Here is a 20,690-nt window from a genome sequence, read left to right on the forward strand (position 1 = left end):
GAAAAACTATGCCCTCATCTATCAAACCAAAACTTTATTATGTTTATGACCCTATGTGCTCTTGGTGCTGGGGATACAAACCAACATGGCAAAAAATAAAAGATAGCGTTGGTGACAATGTCGAACTTGTCTATGTACTCGGCGGCTTAGCGCCAGATAGTGATGTCGCGATGCCCAAAGAGATGCAGCAACAAATCGCGTCTTATTGGAAAAAAATAGAAGGCTTTCTAGGCACTCAATTTAATTACGATTTTTGGAATGAAAACACACCAAGGCGCTCAACCTACCCTGCTTGTCGTGCTTTGCTGGCTGCCCGTGAACAAGGGCAAGAACAAACAATGCTTACGGCGATACAGCATGGCTACTACTTAAATGCACAGAACCCTAGCAATAACGAAGTCTTAATCAAACTCGCTGATAGCATTGGCCTTAATCGTGAACAGTTTCAACAAACGCTTACCGCCGAAGAGACTCAGCAGGCACTGTTAAAAGAAATTGGGTTTGCACGCTCAATAGGTGGAAACAGCTTTCCTTCTCTATTTCTTGAAAAACAAGGAAGAACTGTAGAGCTGCCGATCGACTATCAAAATGCTGAAGTCACCATTAAGCAAATTCTCGGATAAGCCAAATTAAGCTAATTACAATAAAATAGGTCAGCTACAGAATAGTAACTGACCTATTGCGAAGTATTAAAAGGTTAACAATAATGGCTAACGCAACGCATACATCGCTTTGAAAGTATCGTTCTGAAAGCTCTATTTTTCTGATTGTGCTTTAATGGCTCGCATTAACACAGAAGTATCCATTCGATTATCCCCTGCTTCACTTAACGCTTTGTAGTGCTCATTGGTTTTTTCAGTCAATGGCAGCGACACACCTTGACGTTTCGCTTCATCGAGACAAAAACCTAAGTCTTTGATCATCCAATCAATAGCGAAACCAAAATCAAATTTATCTTGAGCCATTGTTACTGCTCGATTCTCCATCTGCCACGACCCTGCCGCACCATTTTTCAGACAATCAACCAATGTTGGAATATCTAAACCTGCTTTTTCAGCGAGAACAAGACCTTCAGATAGTCCCGTCAATATACCAGTAATGCAGATCTGATTGACCATTTTAGCGCGCTGACCTTGGCCTACTCGGCCCATAAGAACAGACGATTTACCGTAAGCTTCAAAAATAGGCTGAAGAGAATCAAATAATGGCTGTTCACCACCACACATGATAGTAAGCACACCATTTTCAGCGCCTGCTTGACCACCAGAGACAGGTGCATCCATAAACTGAACGCCTGCGGCTTTCGCGGCTTGCTCTAGCTCCTCAGAGAGCAGTGCAGAAGTCGTTGTATGGTCAACTAGAATAGCACCCGGTTTCATAAATGAGAGCGCACCTGTCTCACTGGTTGTCATACTACGTACATCGTCGTCGTTCCCCACACAAACAAGTACGACGTCAGCATCAGCAACACATTCCGCGACAGTGCTGGCAGCATTACCTTGAAACCTTTCAGCCCACGCGATTGCCTTTGTATGTGTGCGGTTAAATACAGAGACTTCAAAGCCTGCATTTTTTAGGTGACCTGCCATAGGAAAACCCATTACACCTAGCCCGATAAAACTTACTTTCATTCTTTTCTCCTTTATTTGACAGGAACTGCGTTCTGCGCCAATTGAACCCCTTCAATCAATGCTTCAATCAGTAACGTCAACGCCTTTGGCTGATATTTTCTCTCTTTGTACACCAAATACGCTTGTCGGTCACTACGATGATACTCAGGTAGCACTTGAATTAGGTTCATCTTTTGAGATACATGTCGAAAAGGCAACGATGCAACACCAATCCCCTTCTCTGTCGCCTGAACAACTGCATGTATATCATTCACCGTTAACTTGGACTTTATCGATATCATTTGCACAAGCTCCTCATCTTTATAAACGGGTAGCTGCAATAAATGATCAACACTAATCCACTCATGCTCTTCTAAATCCGCAGGCGTTGTAATCGCCGAATGGGTTTTTAAGTACTCCGGACTTGCAAAAAATCCATGCTTTGCTTTAAACAGTGGACGCGCGATCATGCCTTCCAGCGATGAGATATCAAAAGTCATGAGCAAGTCCCTATCGGTTTCAGGCACCAACTGCTCTTGGCTTAATACAAGATCGAGCTGTACTTTCGGGTACTCAGTCAAAAAGGCTTCAATGATTTTTGCTACAAACCCTTTGTAAAAGTTGTGAGGTATCGCGAGCTTAATTCTTCCTTGAACCGCTTCTCTCTCCGTAAGCAGTCCCATAAAGGCATCTTGTATCGACTCCATACCGCTGCTGAGTGCCTCAAAAGCGGTTTCCCCAGCTTGTGTAGCCACAAGCTCTCTTCCTTGCTTCTCAAGCAATCTGACGTCCAGCCGAGCTTCTAGTGCAGTCAGCCGGCGTGACATCGTAGAGACAGGCAACTGAAGTTTCTTCGAAGCCGACAGTAAAGATCCTTCTTCCACGACGGTACAAAATAGAAAGAGATCATCAACGTTTCCAAATATGGAATTCATGGTTCTATATCTACCTGTTTATTTCATATATGGATAGTTATAACCTTTCTGTATCGAAGTTCAACCCTTCATTGCCGACTAACGTCACAGGAGAGAATCATGAATAAAAAACAGATGTGGTTAAATACGATTTTATCTTGCTTAGTCATGGCATCGATAATGTCAGGCTTTATTTCAGGAACGAAAATGGGATTTAGCTCAGACTGGCCGCCAGTATGGCTACAAAGTTTCTTACTCTCTTTTCCAGTGGCTTTATTGCTCGGCTTTACCGTTTTACCACTTGTAAGAAAGTTCTCTATCTGGGCTACCAAACCCAGAGAAAAGGCCGCACTGGAGCTAAATGAATTCAGCGACTCACCTTTAAACGCAATCGCTGTAGGCGCTCCGTCAGCCAACTGCACTAAGTATATACAAAGAATACAAATGCAAAACAGTGCGACTTCGGAAGAATGATCAAGGGATGTTTCTGTTGAAGCAGAAATAAAAAAACCGAGCCGGTGGCTCGGTTTTCGTCATCTACTTGTTATCTACAATCAGATGTAAATTATAGCTCAGCGTTGTGGTAAACCTGCTGAACATCATCACAATCATCTAGCATATCAAGGAACTTCTGGAATTTTTCTGAATCTTCTTCCGCAACCGGTGTATGCGTTTGAGGAACAAAAGTGATCTCCTCTACGTCTAGCGTAAGATCAGGGAAAGCAGTATTTAGAGCTGTCTTTGTTTTGAAGAACTCAGTGTGCGGTGCAAATACCGTAACCACGCCATCTTCAACTTCAACGTCTGTAACGTCCACATCATCCATCATTAGCGTTTCTAGAATGATTTCGTCATCATCGCCTTTGAACTGGAATACAGCTTGATGAGAAAAACTGTGTGAAACCGTGCCTTCTACTCCAATTTTCGCGCCTGTTTTCACAAAGCATTGGCGTACGTCTTGGAATGTACGGTTACCGTTATCTGTTAGACAGTCAACAATCACACTTGTGCCACCAGGGCCAAAACCTTCATAACGAGCAGGTGCGTAATCTTCACCACCACCGCCGTTAGCTTTATCGATCGCTTTGTCGATAACGTGAGCCGGTACTTGATCTTTCTTTGCTTTAGCAATCAGGTGCTTAAGAGGTAGATTCATGTCTGGATCAGAACTGCCGTTCTTCGCACACATGTAAATCTCTTTACCGTATTTAGAATAAACTTTAATTTTTGCGCCTGCTGTTTTCGCCATTGAGGCTTTGCGCACTTCAAAACTTCTTCCCATCGGGGTCTTCTCTCTAATTCAATTTAACGCGAAGGATTTTAGCAAAAAGCTGAACCATTTCAATTCTTAGCTCAGCAAAGACAAAGACGTACTATCCTACATCACGCCCATGACTCGCTTGTACTTTGCAACTGACTGCTCAAACCACTCTCTTTCTTGCTCATCAGCAATCTTATTTTTTTGTTCAATAATTTCGCTCGGAATCGATTTTGCCTCGCGGAGTTTCCAAACTAAGAACGACGCTTGTTTATCAAGCTCAATCTTGTTTTTTTCATCGGCAGGCAGTAGTGAGAGATTAATAGTCATAACGGTTTGTTGTAGTCAGCACATGGGCACGAAATATAGCACAGAGATGAGGTATTTTGGGGGATTTGTCCCGATTCAGATCAATTTATCTCACAAAAATAATAAGGGTGGCATGAAGCCACCCTTGCTGTGTATTGCTAATGTCGTTAGTACAAATTGCCATTAGAACAAAGTTCCGTTAATGCAGAATGCCTAACTCTCTCGCCTCTTCAATGGTTAATCCACTTTCTCGAATCTCTCGTAATGCTTCAATGCGACGACGAGCTTCAGCGGATTTGACTTTTTTAACCGGCTGCTGAGTGTTGATCTCCTCTTCCTCAAGATCCCACTTATTGGCAATGTTAGTCATATCATCATGGTCAATAGAATTGATGGACATATTTCCTCCGAATAAACCATGTTTGGACAGGTAATCTGTAGCAAACCGTATTCAGCTTGTTAAGAATTTTAGAGCCAGAATGTGATAAAGATAATGAATCTAAAATCTAATTAATATTTCACTCATTTAACCTTTGCACCCTTCTCATTGTAGTCGTACTTTTAAGGAATTACCCTTTTCAAAGTCGGTTTGATCCCGATCCCATTTTCTGTTCTCAAGTATCAGCATCAGCCCTTCTAAAAGATGAAATTTCCAACAGATCGACCGCTGAGCCATGCTTATTTTTTCGAGTCACTTCACTTTTTCTCTATCCGCTAACTGTGTCGTTCTGAATTAAATGTTAATGATAATAATTATCATTTCATTAATTTATATTTGGACCTGTTATGGATAAAGTTCTTTTAAATGATGCGTTTCACCCTGACCCAATCATTAGCGTTCGTAAGCTATGCGTTGACTACATTACCGATAACGGTGACTTTAACGCCGTGAAATCGGTGAGCTTTGATATCGGAAAAGGCGAGATATTTGGACTTGCGGGCGAATCTGGCTGCGGTAAAAGTACCATTGCCTTTGCTCTTAACCGTTTACACAAGCCACCGGCGTTCATTTCAGGTGGTGCAATTCACTTTGATGGTCAAGACCTACTAAAATTGTCTGATGACGAAATTAACACCCTTCGCTGGAGTGAGATCGCCATGGTATTCCAAAGTGCTATGAACTCATTAAACCCAGTTCTCACTATCAAAGAACAATTTTGCGACGTACTGCGCCATCATAAAGGCATGAGCGATGAGCAGGCGAAAGACCGCGCTGAAAAGTTATTGGATTTAGTCAACATTCCACGTGAACGTTTAGGCGAATATCCGCATCAATTTAGTGGTGGAATGCGTCAGCGTCTGGTGATTGCCATTGCACTGTCTCTTAACCCCAAACTCATCGTCATGGATGAACCAACAACCGCCCTCGATGTGGTCGTTCAACGAGAAATATTGCAGCAAATCTACCAGCTGCGTGAAGAGTTCGGTTTCTCGATACTGTTTATTACTCATGATTTGGCCCTGATGAGTCAGCTATGCCACCGCATTGCGATTATGCGCCATGGTGAAATCGTTGAAGTGAATACCTCTCAATCTATTCGAAATACTCCTCAGCACCCTTATACGAAGAAGTTGTGGGCATCATTCCCTAACATCCATGAAAGCCCTAAAAGCCGTCAAGTTAGCGCGCACACAGCCTCTGAGACTCATATACAAGGAACATCACTATGAACCCGCCTATCTTGCAAGTTAAGAATGTTATCAAGGACTTCACTGTTGGTGGAGGGTTTGGTAAACAAGAGATCTTTCGCGCTCTACAAGGAATTAGTTTTGATATACATGCAGGGCGCACTTTGGCGCTTGTCGGTGAGTCTGGTTGCGGCAAGAGTACTTGTGCACGATTAATGACAAAAGTGTATCCGGCAACGGAAGGGGAGATTCTATTTAATGGCAGAAATATCAACGAAATAACGTCTAGAAAAGAGATCTTAGAATATAGAGGTAAAGTTCAAATGGTGTTTCAAGACCCGTTTGGATCCTTAAACCCAACTCATACCATTGAGCACCATTTAACTCGTCCATTAAAGATCCACAAACAGATCAAACATGCCAATGAGCTTCCAGATCGACTTCAAGAATTGCTTGCTATGGTAGAACTCGATCCTGATACGTTGAAAAAGTTTCCACACGAATTAAGTGGTGGTCAAAGACAAAGGGTCAATTTGGCTAGGGCTTTAGCGGTTGGAGCGCAAGTCATATTAGCGGATGAGCCAACTTCAATGCTGGATGTTTCAATCCGCCTTGGCGTTCTCAACCTTATGCAGAGAATGAAAAAAGAGCTGGGTATCGGGTTTCTTTACATTACCCACGATCTCGCAACGGCTCACTATATCGCGGAAGAGACAGCGGTGATGTACAAAGGACAAATTGTTGAGTGGGGTGACACCCAATCCATTCTAAGTAACCCTCAACATCCATACACAAAGCTTTTGATCTCAGCAGTCCCCGATCCTGACTTACCGTTTGGCAAACTGGTTCAAAGTGAACCAAACTACTCTATAGACGCTGATAATGTTCGCCAACGTTGTAATTTACTACAAACGGACACTCAACAAATTGGACATAATCACTTCGTAAAACAATGGGATAACGCAGCATGAACGAACTAGATAGTTGGGTTAAGCAAATGGAGTCCTGGTATGGACTCCGAAAGCATGATCAAGTGGAACTTCTTGAACCATTAGTGATTGCAGCGCCAACTCAAGTATGGGGCCCAACTATCACCACACTACAAAGTAAAGCAATTGCCTGCTGGTTAGATGCATGTTTACGAGTATTTGAAAACAATCGTTACGAAGCATCTGAAAAAGCCTTTCAGTATCTTCAGCTCGCATACAGTAAGCTTCAACAAGTTGTTTGCAATCCCACGGCTGAATACGAGCTAAAAGATTGGTCAATGAAGCGAATACAGCATTTGGTGGTACTGCTGCTTGAGTTTTGTAATCAGCAGAGCTTGACAAGTAAACAAGAGTTAAGCGATTGGAAACTTCAGTCACATCAAATAATTGAAGCACATGTACACTTCATGGCAGCGAATGATCATGATGCAAATTTACAGAACGATGATCAAGGTACAAGTCGATCGAGTGTCTTTCATTGATCGCAAGTAACGACAATTGTGAATAACAACCTCCTTGAATTGCTACTTTCGTGAATAAGAATGGAGGCCTAAACTTCGATCACTGAAAGCATGATCATCAACATCCTTGATCATGCTTTCGAATATAGAGAAGATCCACTGAATTTTAGGCAAAAAAAATGCGAGTCCATAAGAACTCGCAAAACAATTCAGAATGAATGTAACAATATGAGCCAATCTATTAATTTAATTAGAAGGGACAAAAGGTTGTCTATTCGAGATTAATACTAGCCTCGGTTTTGCTCTCTAATGTCAGTACTACGTCAGCTCAATGTCTTAAAACTGTTTAAATTACATCCAAATTTAACTAATTATGTCTAATGCTTAACAAACGTAACAAAGTGATAATCATGCTAGCTGATTACACTTAACGTCCGATAGCGAGCAATTTAAACTGCGACTTCATCCAGTGCCCTAAAGACAGCTTCATCTAAATGACCGTCAAAGACCTGTTTGCACACTTTTCTTCTCACCGCTAGACCTGAGATAAGGCGCTCAATAGACAAGTGTTTGTTTTCTCGTTGCTGGTTATATAACTCAACCAACTTACTCAACGTTTCATACGGGAGTGGTGTTTCACCAACACGAAGCCAGTCAAGCTTGTCTAGAAGCTCTGTACACTCTTCTTTGATTGAAGAGTGTGAATGCCCTGTCATAGCAGCTAAAGCGGTTATACCGCGCTCTAGGGCCTCCTCAGAGGTATATTTAGAGAGCGTTATCGTTATTTCATCCGCATTAATCTCAACTAGGTGCTTTCTTAGCTTAACACGACGACCTAATCGACCACGTGGCGATGGCGCTTTACGCTGGATCGGTTCAAACTCACCATCGATGATTTCAGAAAGTTCGGCCAGTTTCTGTTTAGACACCATCTCGTGTCTTAATGGGTTTGGCAATGTTGGAGCCATATTGCGTTTGCCGGCATTGGTCGTACGAGCACGCGAGTAGCGTAAAACTTCTTCAGCATCACATTTAATATCGACTTGGTAATCAGTGATCTTTCCCTTCTCGATCATTGATGTGATCGTTAAATGATACCCCCAAAGGTTAACCACGAATAGATCCTCATCGCCCTTACCTTCTGATAATTTTTTTAACTCTCGGATCAGATCCATTGAGAATCGACGCCATTCGATATTACGAGCAAGCTTTTGATTTAATTCCGTAAGTAGCATTGAGTCTGTGTGACGACGTGACATACGAGTACGGAAATATGAGTACAATTGGAAAACAAGAGTATGTTGTTTCAAGATCTCTGGTGGAAACAAGAAGAAGTAATCTCGTGTCATTAGTTCTTCATAAAATGAAGGCTCCCAAACCAAAATATACAAATTCGGCTTGATACGAATTTCGCCGTCAGCGTTCTCTGTGGGCGCTTCTTCAGATGCAGTGATAGTACGGGCAAGAAATCGGAAACGGTCGCTCTTAAAGCCTTCTGGCATGTTCTCACTGAGCCATCTACCAGTCAGTTCATGTAGTTGGAAGTCGGTAAATTCAATACGGTCGATGCTATCGCGAATTGAGTCCCGTGCCGGGCCACTGTCTTTTTTGCCTCGTAACGATAAAATATCAGTGATGTAGAGCGGCGTTTTGTTCGGTGCTTGCTCGGCTTCAAGTTGATAGTCTTCGCGATGATGATCATGATACTGAACAGTTAGGGTAAACAACGCAAAAAGAGTCATCAGATCATCAACGGTCATAATATTTTTAGATGATCGTGTTTCGATGACAGCGCGAGTACCAGAGATAGAAACCATTGATTTTTGATAATTTTTACGAGTTCTTGGTGGCGCGAGCGCTTGATCAATGATCCCAGCCCAGTTTGTTGGTGAAACAATAAACTGATCCGCTTCATCTTTCATGGTTGGTGGAATGTTCAAACCATGTTCATTCAATAATCGTTTATTTACTTGCGTCTGAGCGAGTGCTTTAGAACGTTTCTGTTTTTCATTTTGTTTAACAGATTCAGTAACCAAACTGGTTGAACCTAGTACTGAAATCAATAAGTTTGGATTTACAAATTGGTGCAACATCGTTTTACCAGCAAGCCCCTCTTCAAAGCGAACGGGGATCTGCTTAAAAAGCCCAATACTAACTGCTGCTCTCAATCGTTGCTGTATCGCCGCGCGAGTTATTTGGCCATCTGTTGCTTCAATTAATTCAGTCGTTGATACGTAACCATCCTTGCTACGAAAACCTTGCAATGAAATAAGATTCAGAAGCTCTACAATACTTTTAGTCACACCTTTAAAATGTTGATACTGCTCAACCCAGCTGACTGCTGCTTCTGAAACCTCAAAAAGGTGCCCACCCTTGTGGCTTCGAGGAGCCTTAATCAATAGTTTTTCTTCTGAACTCATTATTAGATCCGGATCACACTGACCGTAATATTGCTATAGTTCCAAAAGAATAAAGAAAAAAAGATCATAAATAAAGAAAAATTTATTGCYTTTAAATAACTGATCTATTTGATTAATATGATCTATATTGATTATATGATCTAATGATCCGGGCAACAAATTGCTTGTAACCCACTGTATTAAAACGAAATAAAAAAAACGTGGCTGAAAGCATGATCATAAGAACCCCGAAACGATGATCATACTGAGCATGAAAGCATGATCAATCCATTACCAAAGCATGATCAATAACAACAGGGATAGATGATCAAAGCAATAGTGAAAGCATGATCATCATCTTTATACAGCTTATCCACAAGCACTGGATAGCATTCGCCCAAATGTCATTCTGAACAATGCAAAGCAAGGTCAAAATATAATTCCCCTCTACGGAAACATGATCAAGAAAGTGTCGAAAGCATCTTAATATGCTTGGTTTTTATACAACAGTGCGTTGAACTGCATGATTAGCTCTAACTATGAGTGATTGTTGGTATAAGTTCTTATCTTTGAAAGCATGATCATGAGTATTCCTGATTGAACGCGTGCTTGACAGTAAAGATACGCTTAGCATGGATTAATGACCATATATGGCGTTAGGCACTACTCCATCTACATTCTTCCGTAAAGTAAGAGCAAATTTACATGCTTCCGATGGTAAATATCACTTGATCATCGTTCCGTTGATTGATCTTAATATACGATCGTATTCAATAGTGAATGACAGAATGGTTTACCCTTGATCATCATTCCGAAAACTCAATTTATCACCGGAAGAATGATCACCATGATAGTCTTGATCATTCTTCCGTTACTGGCTAAATGTTCATCAACCACTGTCGACCATAGCGAACTCCATTTCAGTTCCAAGTATTTTCTGTACAACTATCGATATTTTCGATAGAGAGATAAATCCAAATGACACTGACCGTAATTCAAGCAATGTTTATAATCGTTCCGAGATAAATGGCCAATATTTCGTGTGTTAAATCATAATATTGCTGATAAGTAACAAAATATTAATTTTACATTGTAAATAGGTGACGCGGTAACACTTCTATTCTGGCGTTATTTATTGACGTAGCTACCCTAGAAATTTGTGCATATTTCAATCAAAAACTTCAATTATCAATAATAACATCAATAATAGTCTTGTTGATGTGATTGTCATATTTAAGTGAATGTTCACCTTTTACTTGAGTATAATAAACATTGCTGTACACTCGTTAATTAGATAATTGATAACGGAATTTAGCAATGAAAAGAGAACAAACGATAGAAAATCTCTACCAGCTCGCTGAACAAACACAGCAAGTACAAGCTGACCGTATTGAGATAGTGTTAGAAGAAAGAAGTGATGAGCATTTTCCTGCTATGTCAAAAGCTCTGATGGAAACGCGCTCTGGATTAACAAGACGAAAACTTGATGAAGCGATAAACAAACTAGAATCAGCAGGGCATCAGTTTACAAAAAATAACGCTAACCATTATTCAATTTCGTTGCAAGAAGCACACATGTTAATGGATGCAGCTGGTGTCGCTAAATTTCATCAACGTAAAAAAAATGGCGATAACAAGCCATGGATTATTAACGTACAGAACCAAAAAGGCGGTACTGGTAAGTCGATGACGGCTGTTCATTTGGCTGCGTGTTTAGCATTGAACTTGGATAAACGTTACCGTATTTGTTTGATCGATTTAGACCCACAAGGCTCTTTGCGACTATTTTTGAATCCTCAAATCAGTATCGCGGAGCATGAGAATATTTATTCAGCTGTCGATATTATGCTGGATAACGTGCCTGATGATGTTGAAGTAGACAGAGACTTTCTACATAAAAACGTCATGATGCCGACTCAATATCCGAACCTTAAAACAGTCTCGGCATTCCCAGAAGATGCAATGTTCAATGCTGAAGCGTGGCAACACCTTTCCAAGAACCAATCTCTCGATATCGTCAAACTGTTGAAAGAGAAACTGATTGATAAAATTTCTGATGATTTTGATGTCATTATGATTGATACCGGCCCACACGTTGATCCATTAGTATGGAATGCGATGTACGCTTCAAACGCGCTATTGATTCCATGTGCAGCAAAGCGTTTAGATTGGGCATCAACAGTGAATTTCTTCCAACATTTACCAACCGTGTACGAAATGTTCCCTGACGATTGGAAGGGCTTAGAGTTTGTTCGACTAATGCCGACAATGTTCGAAGATGACAACAAAAAACAAGTATCAGTATTAACTGAAATGAACTACTTACTTGGCGACCAAGTAACAATGGCGACCATCCCTAGAAGCCGTGCATTTGAAACTTGTGCCGATACCTACAGCACAGTATTCGATCTTACTGTCGGCGATTTTGAAGGTGGTAAGAAAACACTAGCAACAGCCCAGGATGCAGTTCAAAAGGGTGCGTTGGAATTAGAACGCGTTCTACACAGTAACTGGTCTTCACTAAATCAGGGGTAATAAAAAATGGCAATTAAAACGTCTGACTTGAATGCAAAACTATTTGGCAAGGCCAATAAACGCAGAGCTACGACGCCTCAAGAAGCGCAAACTGCAGCGAAAGAGCAGGCTCAAATCATTGAGCTGGCCGTTGCCGGTGAAGATCTAGTATCGTTTGAATTGGTACGTATTCCTGCAAATGAAGTTGAAAGTCGCACAACGGTGTTTGCAGACAATGCTCGTGAACAATCTTTTCTTAACGAACATGCACTTTCTGATGTCTTAACAACGCTTAAAGAGCGTGGTCAACAATATCCAGCTGTTGGTCGTAAAGGTAAAGATGGCAAGATTGAAGTTTTAGACGGCAGCCGTCGTCGTATGTCTTGTATCTTAGCGGACAAAGAGTTTTTAATTTATGTTGCTGAAGACATTAACTCGCAGCACGCTAAGTTCCTGTCTGATGTCGCGAACGCACATAAACCCCTCTCGCTTTACGAAAAGGGTAAAGAGATGCAGGCGAAGCTTGATAGTGGCGAAGCAGAAGATCAAAAAGCGCTTGCTCGCATGTTTCAATGCAGTGAAGCTCTAGTCAGTGGTGCATTAAAAGCGGCATCATTGCCACTGGCATTACTTCAAGCATACCCAAATGTTGGGGACTTAGGTCGCCCAACTATCGTAAAGCTTCATAAGCAATACCATGAGTTATCTGATGAGCACCAGTCGAACTTGTTAGACAAATGCCAATCAAGTGATGGTTATGTTTGGCAGCGTAGTCAAGTTCAAGGCGTTGCTAGGCTTACTAAAGAAGTATCAGAAACCATTGAAAACTGGATTATCGAGCTTTCACCACCTAAGAAAACGGCGAGCAACAAAATTGATTTGATCAAAGGCCGAGCGACGTACAGTCGTAAAGGGGCTAATTTAGCCTTGAATCTTAAAAAGGTTGATGACGAAACCATGAAAGATATTCTCTCGTTTATTGAGAGTAAACTGGGTTAATCCAAACTGTTAAACAAAGCCGCGACTCGCGGCTTTTTTTATGGGTTGTGATAAGATGACGTCATCATTTATTGCTTGAATGCCCCTTATATGTCTTCATCCATTACGTTTCTATCCCAGCTGTCTTCAATTGCAAAACACAATAATGCACGGTGCGGTGTGGTATTGCGTGGCGAAAAATCATGGAAAACTAAAACGGTCGAAGGGGTTATTGAGGCGAATAAATCAAACACTATTTTTCAGTTAGGTGGTGAATCGCTTCCTCATACTAAGCGGGTTTCATTCAAGCAAGGCAAGCAACTACTAGGGCAAGAGTGCCAAGTACTGGTTTGTGACTTCTCTGACGGTTTTGATGCCAATAGTTTTAGCGCTGCAATCGGCACACTGGTCGGTGGCGGTACTTTAATTATTCTTTATTTCGATCAAGTGAGTGATGATATTGAACCGTCATTAGATTCACAAAATCTTGATAGAAAATGGTTAGAACAAGGCTTACAGAAGTTAATCAATATTCAGCAAGGGGATGACTTACCGTCATTGCCTGTTAAAGAAGGTTGTGAGAATGAAGTCGGTTACAGAGAGCAAGAGCAAGCGATCGAAAAAATTATTCATGTTGTCGAAGGCCATCGTAAGCGCCCATTAGTTTTAACTGCTGATCGAGGCCGAGGGAAAACGTCGGCATTGGGGCTAGCTTCTGCTACGCTAATGAAAAGCAGATCGTTAACCATCATTATTACTGCACCGTCACTTGCAACGGTTGCTCCACTGTTTAAACACGCCGCCGAATCACTATCGCTAACATCTCTTCCAAATTGCTCAGTACTTGATTATGCAGACGAGCACGTTACTTCTACATTGCGTTTTGTAGCGCCCGACGAGTTAATGAAAACAAAGATAGAGTGTGATCTATTGATTGTCGACGAAGCCGCTGCAATCCCAATTCCAATGCTTAAAGCTTACGTCGAAAGCTATCATCGATTGGTATTGTCGAGCACAATTCATGGTTACGAAGGTTCAGGAAGAGGTTTTAGTCTTAAGTTTATTCCTTGGCTTAAGCTACAGAGAGCAAACAGCGTTGATACTCATCTTAGCCAACCTATTCGTTGGAAGGAAAATGACCCGTTAGAGCGCTGGCATAATCAGACATTTTTGCTTGATGCTGAATTTGAAGAAGGAAGGTCAGTTGAATCTTTAGATGCAGGCTCTCTCGTTCTTACTAAGTTAAGTAAACAAGAACTCATCTCTCACCCAGAACAATTGAAACGTTGCTTTGCACTTTTGGTTAACGCCCATTATCAAACATCACCGAACGATCTTTTTCATCTATTGAGTGATGACCAAACTGAGCTATACGCGACTATTTGGAATGGGGAGTGTGTCGGTTGCCTACTGACGGTTGAAGAGGGTGGGCTAAGTGATGACATCATTACTTTAGTTCAGCTAGGAAAACGCAGACCCAGTGGTCAGCTTGTTTCTGTCACTCTCGCCAATCAACTAGGGATAGCCAAGGCGGCAAAAGACAAAAGTATTCGTGTCATGCGGATTGCTGTTCACCCTGACTTTCAGGGAAAGGGCATAGGCTCATCGATGCTAGGTCAGTTACAGGAACTTAATACTGAACGCTACCTATCGACTAGCTTCGGAGCGACGAGCGAACTAATCCACTTCTGGTGTCAAAATGGATTCGTATCGGTGAAGCTTGGAAGCCAAAGAGACAAAGCGAGCGGCTGTTATTCTGTCATCATGATTAAGAGTGATAGAGTTGATTGGTTAGAATTAGCTGAAGCGGCATTTTGTGCAAACCTTGAATATCGAATTACTGACAGTCTCATCGACATGGAGATTGATGCGCTGCGTGCAATTCTCGAAGGAGCCCAACTATCTACGGTCGATTTGTCGGAACAAGAAATTAGTCAGCTAAGCAATTACGTTTTAGGCGGAACAAGTTTTGACAGTGTCGCTTATCTCATTCGTCGTTTGCTGATGGCATCTCTTCGGCAGGTATCGGATTCGCTACGAAAGAACAATGCCTCACTTGTGAGTGACCTATTAATTTCTAAAGTGTTGCAGCAGAAGAGTTGGGCTGAGTGTTCACCCTTAGTTTCGGCTACGGGTCGCAAACAATGTGAATCTCAATTACGGCTAGATACTGAAAACCTAATGACCAATTTACACTGTAAAACGAGCGACCGTTGTTAGCCAAATTTGAATTTACACTGTAAACCTTTTGTCGGCATAGATTCGTCGTTGAATTTACATTGTAAACTCACAAAATATCGCCTGTTTATATCAACTTAGTGTGCATACCCTACAATTCTATTAAAAATTGTAGGGTATTTTTTTGTGAGCCACTTCTAAATTATAAGTCGCTAATATAACAAAGGAATTTTGAATAAAGCGTCTATTTTAGCCACATCTCAAGATTATTATCTCTTCTGTCAGTTTGCGTAATAGCCAATCCTTCCTACACTCAGAATTAACGTCAGTACACAACGAAACAACATCAGTAAGCACTAATAACAATAGATTACAGGAAAATATTGCATGGACTGTTTGTTAGGTGAATCGCTAGAAATCTCTACGGTAATGGATTCCAAAATCCAATATACAGAATGGCTTAAACAATCCTCTTCGTTGCGTATTGACGCGTCACAAGTTTCTAAGGTCGACACTGCAGGGCTTCAGTTATTAGCTTCATTTTTTATGAGCGCGAAGCAACTGAGTGTGACTGTTGAATTGAGCAATGCTACTTCTGTACTAACAGAAGCGCTGGAAACGCTTGGGTTAACCAGTGTTATCAATGATGAAAAGGATGTTTGAAGGTGAGCAATATGACAAAAATTCTAGCTGTAGATGATTCTATTTCTATTCGCCAGATGGTGGCCCACACACTGAAAGACGCCGGCTACGAAGTAGAAACAGCCAACGATGGCAGTGATGCTTTGAAGAAAGCTCAGCTAACTAAATTTGATGTCGTTATATCCGATGTCAACATGCCCATCATGGGGGGCTTTGATTTGGTTCGTGCGATCAGAGGAAAACCCCAGTACAAGTTTATTCCAATACTTATGCTAACTACCGAGACGAGTACCGAAAAGAAGCAGGAAGGAAAATCTGCGGGTGCGACAGGTTGGCTAGTGAAACCGTTCAATCCAGAAACGTTACTTAAAACGTTGAAACGCGTCATCTAGCGAATAGTAAAAGAATAAATACAACGTCAACGCGCAGGGACTAGATATGGCTTTAGATATGGACCAGCTTCGCAAGATGTTTTACGAGGAGTGTCGTGAAAATCTCGAAGTGCTAGAAAATGAATTACTCAATATTGAAATAGAAAGTGTTGAGAAGGAAACCATTAACACAATCTTTCGGGCTGCTCACTCAATTAAAGGCGGCGCCGCTACGTTTAATTTATTTGATATTAGTGAATTTACCCACGCAATCGAAGCCTATCTTGATCTCGTACGAAATGATGAAAAAGACCTAACCAAATACAGTATCGATGTACTACTTAAAGGCGGTGATGTCATTCGTAACATGCTTGAAGGGCATGAGAGTGAAGAAGTCGTTGATGAAGAGCTGAAATCTTCAGTGAATACCCTTATTGAAAAACTACTCGATGACGACCAAGAGCCCAAAGTCGAGATCTCTTCGGCAAAATCTGAAAAAACAAATTCTGATTCATCGACCGAACCGGAACAAGCGCCTCTAGAAGAAGACAATCGAACGCCCCTCACTTGGACTATTCAATTCAAGCCTCATAAAGAGATGTTCTTTAGCGGTAATGACCCGCTTCGAATTATCAGAGAGCTAATGGAGTCGAACGATCAAGGAAGCATTAAGGCTTGTTTAGATCAACTACCAGAATTAGCAGAAATAGAAGAAGAGTTATCCTATTTAAATTGGGAAATCACGATTAATGGAGAAGTACCACTCAGTGATATCGAAGAAGTCTTTGAATGGGTAGAGGACGAATGTGATTTAACCATTGAACCCCATTATGCTCCACAAGACACCGAACTTTCTGCTCAGCAACCGGAAGAACTTACGACTGAGGTCGATGATAACTCAACAGTTGAAGAGGCTACTACTAAAGAACCATCAGCGTCGAAAGAGAAGGCCAAATCCGCGTCGGGCAATAAAGCCAGTAAGGGCGACTCAAGTGTAAGTTCCATTCGAGTAGATATCGACAAAGTTGACGGGCTTATTAACCTTGTTGGCGAACTCGTTATAACTCAATCAATGCTGAATGAAATAGGCAACGATTTCTCAATCGATAAACTCGGTAAACTCAAAGAAGGGCTCGATCAACTACTGCAAAATAGCCGAGACCTTCAAGAAAATGTACTCAATATTCGAATGCTCCCAATGAGTTTTGCTTTCAGCCGTTTCCCTCGTCTTGTTCGTGATTTATGTGGCCGCTTGGAAAAACAGGTAGACCTTCAAATCACCGGTGAAAATACCGAGCTCGATAAAACCGTACTGGAACGTATTGTCGACCCGTTAGTTCACCTTGTGAGAAATGGCATCGACCACGGCATTGAAATTCCTTCAGTACGTGCAGCAAGTGGGAAACCCGAAGAAGGCGTCATTTCGTTAAATGCTTATCATCAAGGTGGCGCGATTGTCATCGAGATAAAAGATGATGGCGCAGGCATTGATTGCGATGTGCTGTGGAAAAAAGCCATCGAGAAAGGGGTATTGCCTGCCGATTCTCGTCGTGAAGAGATGACCGATAAGCAAGTCCTCAATTTAATATTTGCACCAGGTTTCTCAACCGCCGATGAAGTATCTGATATCTCGGGTCGTGGCGTAGGTATGGACGTCGTTAAGCGAAACATTGAAGAGTTGGGTGGCCATATCGAAGTAGATTCAACGCTGGGTACTGGCAGCCACTTTGTGATCAATTTACCTCTTACTCTTGCCATTCTTGATGGTCAGCTAGTTCGAGTGGGTGGTGAGGTTTATATCATACCGCTATTGACCATCATTGAATCTATGCAGATTGTCCCAGATTGCATCAAGCATGCGTCGGGAGGGATGGAGCTCTATCGCCTTCGCGATGAAAACATACCGATTTTACGTCTGCAAGACGAGTTAGAAATGGGCGAAAGCGGACAGATGAACGATCGTATTTTATGTTTTGTTGAAGCGGCGGGAAGTCGTGTCGGTCTTGTTATCGACGAATTATTGGATCAGCAGCAGGTTGTCATCAAAAGTCTTGAGTCCAATTACAGCAAAGTTCCGGGAATCTCTGGAGCAACCATATTAGGTGATGGCTCTGTTTCCCTGATACTCGATATTCAAGGACTAATAACAAGCTACTTAACCAAGTCTACTAATTCAGGTAACAAAGGCATTGCAGCCTAGGAGGCGATATGGATACGAGTCTTAGTTCTCAGTCTTCAGGCGATAATGCGGAGTCGTATAACGGGCAAGCCGATCGCTATGACGATAACAATGAAAGTGCAGACTTCCTCAGTTTTCGACTCGCTAGCGAATTGTATGGTGTCGAGATTAATGACGTTGAAGAGATTCGAGTTTGGGAGCCACCAACGCCGATTCCACGAGCGCCAAGCTTTGTCAAAGGCGTGATCAACTTACGCGGTATGATTGTCCCTGTTATCGATTTACGAGCGCGATTTGCTCTTGGTGATTACACCTACTTACCAACCACGGTGGTCTTGGTGTTAAGAAGCTCTGCAGGTGAAACAGATCGCTTGATGGGGTTAGTGGTTGATGCAGTGAGTGATGTCGTGAGCAAAGGGGAAAGTGAACTACACCCCGCGCAGGGAGACTCGGGAGTTACGGCATATATGCATGGCGTGCTCAACGTCGACGAGGAAGTGATGTCTCTTCTTGATACCGAAGCGTTACTCAATATTAGTGCAATTCTAAAAACAGAATAACTTTCAAGGGCAGAAAAATGGCGAGACAAGAGTTCTTAAGTTTTGTATTGGCTGATGAAGAGTATGGCGTTCCAATACTGGATGTACGAGAAGTGAGAGGTTGGAATACGGTGCGTGAAGTACCTAACTCGCCAGATTATCTTCACGGGCTTCTCGATATTCGAGGCGAGTATGTACCTATCGTCGATCTTCGAATGCGCTTTAATTTATCGCCGGCAGAAATTTGTACCACCACGGTCGTGATTGTGCTCAACGATGCAAACAACCATCCGCTAGGTGTGATTGTTGATGCTGTATCTGAAGTCTACGACTTATCCGAAGAACAGATTAAACCTGCACCGCACGTATCAGTGACGGTCGATCAATCGTACATAAAAGGGATTGCGTCAGTCGACAGTGGTCACCTAATACTTATTAATTTAGAAGCTCTGTTTGATAACGAAGAGCTAAACAATACGTCAGTTGAAGAAGCGACAGTTTAAGGGGTTACACATGGCTTTTTGGAATAAGAAAAAGGATACAGCCACTCAGTTTGTGGCGCACGCTAATGACAGTTTAATGGACGAATCATCAAACAGTAGCTTGTCTCACTCTCAGCTGATGGCGGCGTTAAATGGTGCTCAAACTGCATTAATGATGATTGATCGAGATTTCAAAATTACCTATGTCAATCAACAGTCGATGAAGCTGCTAAAACACCATGAGGCACTGTTCCAATCACAGTGGCCCGGTTTTGTGGCAGACGAAGAACAGTTAATGGGCTTTTGTATTGATGGTTTTCATACTAACCCTGCGCATCAACGTCAGCTTCTTTCTACTGCAGCTAACCTGCCTTATAAGACTGTTATCGATGTACAGGGCGTAAAGATCGAGCTCAATGTCGGTGCTATTATCGATGATCATGGTAACTACACGGGCAACACGCTCGAATGGCAGGACGTAACCGCTCAACAAGCAAAAGACAACGAAGTGGCCCGCTTACAAGCGTCTGTCGATCAAGCACAAACGGCTATGATGATGGTCGACCGAGACTTCCTCATTACTTACGCCAACGCAAAAACGCTCACACTGCTGAAAACGCATGAAGCCTTATTCCAAACCGTGTGGTCAAACTTCAAAGCCACAGAAGAGCATTTGATTGGCTACTGTATTGATGGCTTCCATAAAGACCCATCGCACCAGCGTCAACTGCTCTCTAATGTAAACAACCTACCTTACAACACCGTGATTGATGTGAAGGGCGTGAAAATAGAATTGAACGTATCGGCTATGATCGACTCGGAAGGTAACTACGTAGGTAATACGCTCGAGTGGGATGACGTCACTGAGAAGTTTAATCGAGAAAACGAAGTGACGCGTTTGCAAGCGTCGGTGGATCAAGCACAAACGGCTATGATGATGGTCGACCGAGACTTCCTCATTACTTACGCCAACGCCAAAACACTCACATTGTTAAAAACCCATGAAGCACTGTTCCAAACCGTGTGGTCAAACTTCAAAGCCACAGAAGAGCATTTGATTGGCTACTGTATTGATGGCTTCCATAAAGACCCATCGCACCAGCGTCAACTGCTCTCTAATGTAAACAACCTACCTTACAACACCGTGATTGATGTGAAGGGCGTGAAAATAGAATTGAACGTATCGGCTATGATCGACTCGGAAGGTAACTACGTAGGTAATACGCTCGAGTGGGATG

19 protein-coding genes and 1 pseudogene are annotated in these 20,690 nt (G+C 42.1%); 14 read left to right on the forward strand and 6 right to left on the reverse strand.

From position 1 onward, the window contains the following. The first annotated feature begins 8 nt into the window (after nucleotides 1-8). Nucleotides 9-623 carry a DsbA family protein gene (locus tag L4D20_RS18810; RefSeq protein WP_428803123.1) on the forward strand — a complete coding sequence of 205 codons (615 nt, stop codon included), beginning with the start codon at nucleotides 9-11 and terminating at the stop codon, nucleotides 621-623. Between the two features lie 132 nt (nucleotides 624-755). On the opposite strand, the gene L4D20_RS18815 is transcribed toward L4D20_RS18810, so the two are convergent. Both L4D20_RS18815 and L4D20_RS18820 read right to left on the reverse strand, forming a co-directional pair. Further along, a complete protein-coding gene (locus tag L4D20_RS18815; RefSeq protein WP_428803124.1) occupies nucleotides 756-1,631 on the reverse strand; it encodes an NAD(P)-dependent oxidoreductase in 876 nt (291 codons plus the stop codon). Nucleotides 1,632-1,642: 11 nt separating this feature from the next. Continuing rightward, a complete protein-coding gene (locus tag L4D20_RS18820; RefSeq protein WP_428803125.1) occupies nucleotides 1,643-2,545 on the reverse strand; it encodes a LysR family transcriptional regulator in 903 nt (300 codons plus the stop codon). 99 nt (nucleotides 2,546-2,644) lie between these two features. Between L4D20_RS18820 and L4D20_RS18825 the strand changes: the two are divergent. Next, nucleotides 2,645-2,890, forward strand: a pseudogene (locus L4D20_RS18825) (DUF2798 domain-containing protein); the annotation flags it as partial. Between the two features lie 199 nt (nucleotides 2,891-3,089). Here the strand turns inward: L4D20_RS18825 and L4D20_RS18830 are convergent. The 3 genes from L4D20_RS18830 to L4D20_RS18840 form a co-directional block, all read right to left on the reverse strand. Then, the gene (locus tag L4D20_RS18830; RefSeq protein WP_428803126.1) at nucleotides 3,090-3,806 is read right to left on the reverse strand and encodes a YebC/PmpR family DNA-binding transcriptional regulator; all 717 of its coding nucleotides are present in this window, start codon (nucleotides 3,804-3,806) and stop codon (nucleotides 3,090-3,092) included. Nucleotides 3,807-3,902: 96 nt separating this feature from the next. Then, on the reverse strand, nucleotides 3,903-4,112 hold the full coding sequence (locus L4D20_RS18835) for a DUF3283 family protein (RefSeq protein WP_428803127.1): 210 nt from the start codon (nucleotides 4,110-4,112) through the stop codon (nucleotides 3,903-3,905). 178 nt (nucleotides 4,113-4,290) lie between these two features. After that, the gene (locus L4D20_RS18840; protein ID WP_102402987.1) at nucleotides 4,291-4,491 is read right to left on the reverse strand and encodes a PA3496 family putative envelope integrity protein; all 201 of its coding nucleotides are present in this window, start codon (nucleotides 4,489-4,491) and stop codon (nucleotides 4,291-4,293) included. A 386-nt stretch (nucleotides 4,492-4,877) separates the two neighbouring features. On the opposite strand from L4D20_RS18840, the gene L4D20_RS18845 reads away from it, so the two are divergent. The 3 genes from L4D20_RS18845 to L4D20_RS18855 are packed head-to-tail and all read left to right on the forward strand — an operon-like array spanning nucleotide 4,878 to nucleotide 7,191. Beyond that, nucleotides 4,878-5,762 (forward strand): ABC transporter ATP-binding protein, encoded by an 885-nt coding sequence (locus tag L4D20_RS18845; RefSeq protein ID WP_428803128.1) that lies wholly within the window; start codon nucleotides 4,878-4,880, stop codon nucleotides 5,760-5,762. Further along, nucleotides 5,759-6,691 (forward strand): ATP-binding cassette domain-containing protein, encoded by a 933-nt coding sequence (locus L4D20_RS18850; protein ID WP_428803129.1) that lies wholly within the window; start codon nucleotides 5,759-5,761, stop codon nucleotides 6,689-6,691. The genes L4D20_RS18845 and L4D20_RS18850 overlap by 4 nt, the downstream gene beginning before the upstream one ends. After that, nucleotides 6,688-7,191 carry a transcriptional regulator gene (locus L4D20_RS18855; protein ID WP_428803130.1) on the forward strand — a complete coding sequence of 168 codons (504 nt, stop codon included), beginning with the start codon at nucleotides 6,688-6,690 and terminating at the stop codon, nucleotides 7,189-7,191. Before L4D20_RS18850 ends, L4D20_RS18855 begins: the two co-directional genes overlap by 4 nt. A gap of 428 nt (nucleotides 7,192-7,619) precedes the next feature. On the opposite strand, the gene L4D20_RS18860 is transcribed toward L4D20_RS18855, so the two are convergent. Continuing rightward, a complete protein-coding gene (locus tag L4D20_RS18860) occupies nucleotides 7,620-9,590 on the reverse strand; it encodes a replication initiator protein RctB domain-containing protein (protein WP_428803131.1) in 1,971 nt (656 codons plus the stop codon). A gap of 1,296 nt (nucleotides 9,591-10,886) precedes the next feature. On the opposite strand from L4D20_RS18860, the gene L4D20_RS18865 reads away from it, so the two are divergent. The 9 genes from L4D20_RS18865 to L4D20_RS18905 all read left to right on the forward strand — a co-directional run. Then, the gene (locus L4D20_RS18865) at nucleotides 10,887-12,104 is read left to right on the forward strand and encodes a ParA family protein (RefSeq protein ID WP_428803132.1); all 1,218 of its coding nucleotides are present in this window, start codon (nucleotides 10,887-10,889) and stop codon (nucleotides 12,102-12,104) included. A gap of 6 nt (nucleotides 12,105-12,110) precedes the next feature. Continuing rightward, nucleotides 12,111-13,082 (forward strand): ParB/RepB/Spo0J family partition protein, encoded by a 972-nt coding sequence (locus tag L4D20_RS18870; protein ID WP_428803133.1) that lies wholly within the window; start codon nucleotides 12,111-12,113, stop codon nucleotides 13,080-13,082. 90 nt (nucleotides 13,083-13,172) lie between these two features. Continuing rightward, nucleotides 13,173-15,281, forward strand: a complete 2,109-nt coding sequence (locus tag L4D20_RS18875; RefSeq protein WP_428803134.1) for a tRNA(Met) cytidine acetyltransferase TmcA — start codon at nucleotides 13,173-13,175, stop codon at nucleotides 15,279-15,281. A 345-nt stretch (nucleotides 15,282-15,626) separates the two neighbouring features. Further along, nucleotides 15,627-15,902 carry an STAS domain-containing protein gene (locus tag L4D20_RS18880; RefSeq protein WP_428803135.1) on the forward strand — a complete coding sequence of 92 codons (276 nt, stop codon included), beginning with the start codon at nucleotides 15,627-15,629 and terminating at the stop codon, nucleotides 15,900-15,902. Between the two features lie 11 nt (nucleotides 15,903-15,913). Then, nucleotides 15,914-16,273: a response regulator gene (locus tag L4D20_RS18885; protein ID WP_428803136.1), complete on the forward strand. Its 360-nt coding sequence runs from the start codon at nucleotides 15,914-15,916 to the stop codon at nucleotides 16,271-16,273. A 46-nt stretch (nucleotides 16,274-16,319) separates the two neighbouring features. After that, nucleotides 16,320-18,452, forward strand: coding sequence for a chemotaxis protein CheA (locus L4D20_RS18890; RefSeq protein WP_428803137.1), 2,133 nt, complete (start codon nucleotides 16,320-16,322; stop codon nucleotides 18,450-18,452). Nucleotides 18,453-18,460: 8 nt separating this feature from the next. Continuing rightward, the gene (locus L4D20_RS18895; protein ID WP_428803138.1) at nucleotides 18,461-18,991 is read left to right on the forward strand and encodes a chemotaxis protein CheW; all 531 of its coding nucleotides are present in this window, start codon (nucleotides 18,461-18,463) and stop codon (nucleotides 18,989-18,991) included. Nucleotides 18,992-19,008: 17 nt separating this feature from the next. After that, nucleotides 19,009-19,473: a chemotaxis protein CheW gene (locus L4D20_RS18900; RefSeq protein ID WP_428803139.1), complete on the forward strand. Its 465-nt coding sequence runs from the start codon at nucleotides 19,009-19,011 to the stop codon at nucleotides 19,471-19,473. A gap of 10 nt (nucleotides 19,474-19,483) precedes the next feature. Next, nucleotides 19,484-20,690 (forward strand): PAS domain-containing protein (locus L4D20_RS18905; protein WP_428803140.1); only part of this gene is annotated, 1,207 nt, incomplete at its 3' end.

The sequence above is a fragment of the Vibrio kyushuensis genome, assembly GCF_050337325.1.
Classification (GTDB): Bacteria; Pseudomonadota; Gammaproteobacteria; order Enterobacterales; family Vibrionaceae; genus Vibrio; species Vibrio kyushuensis.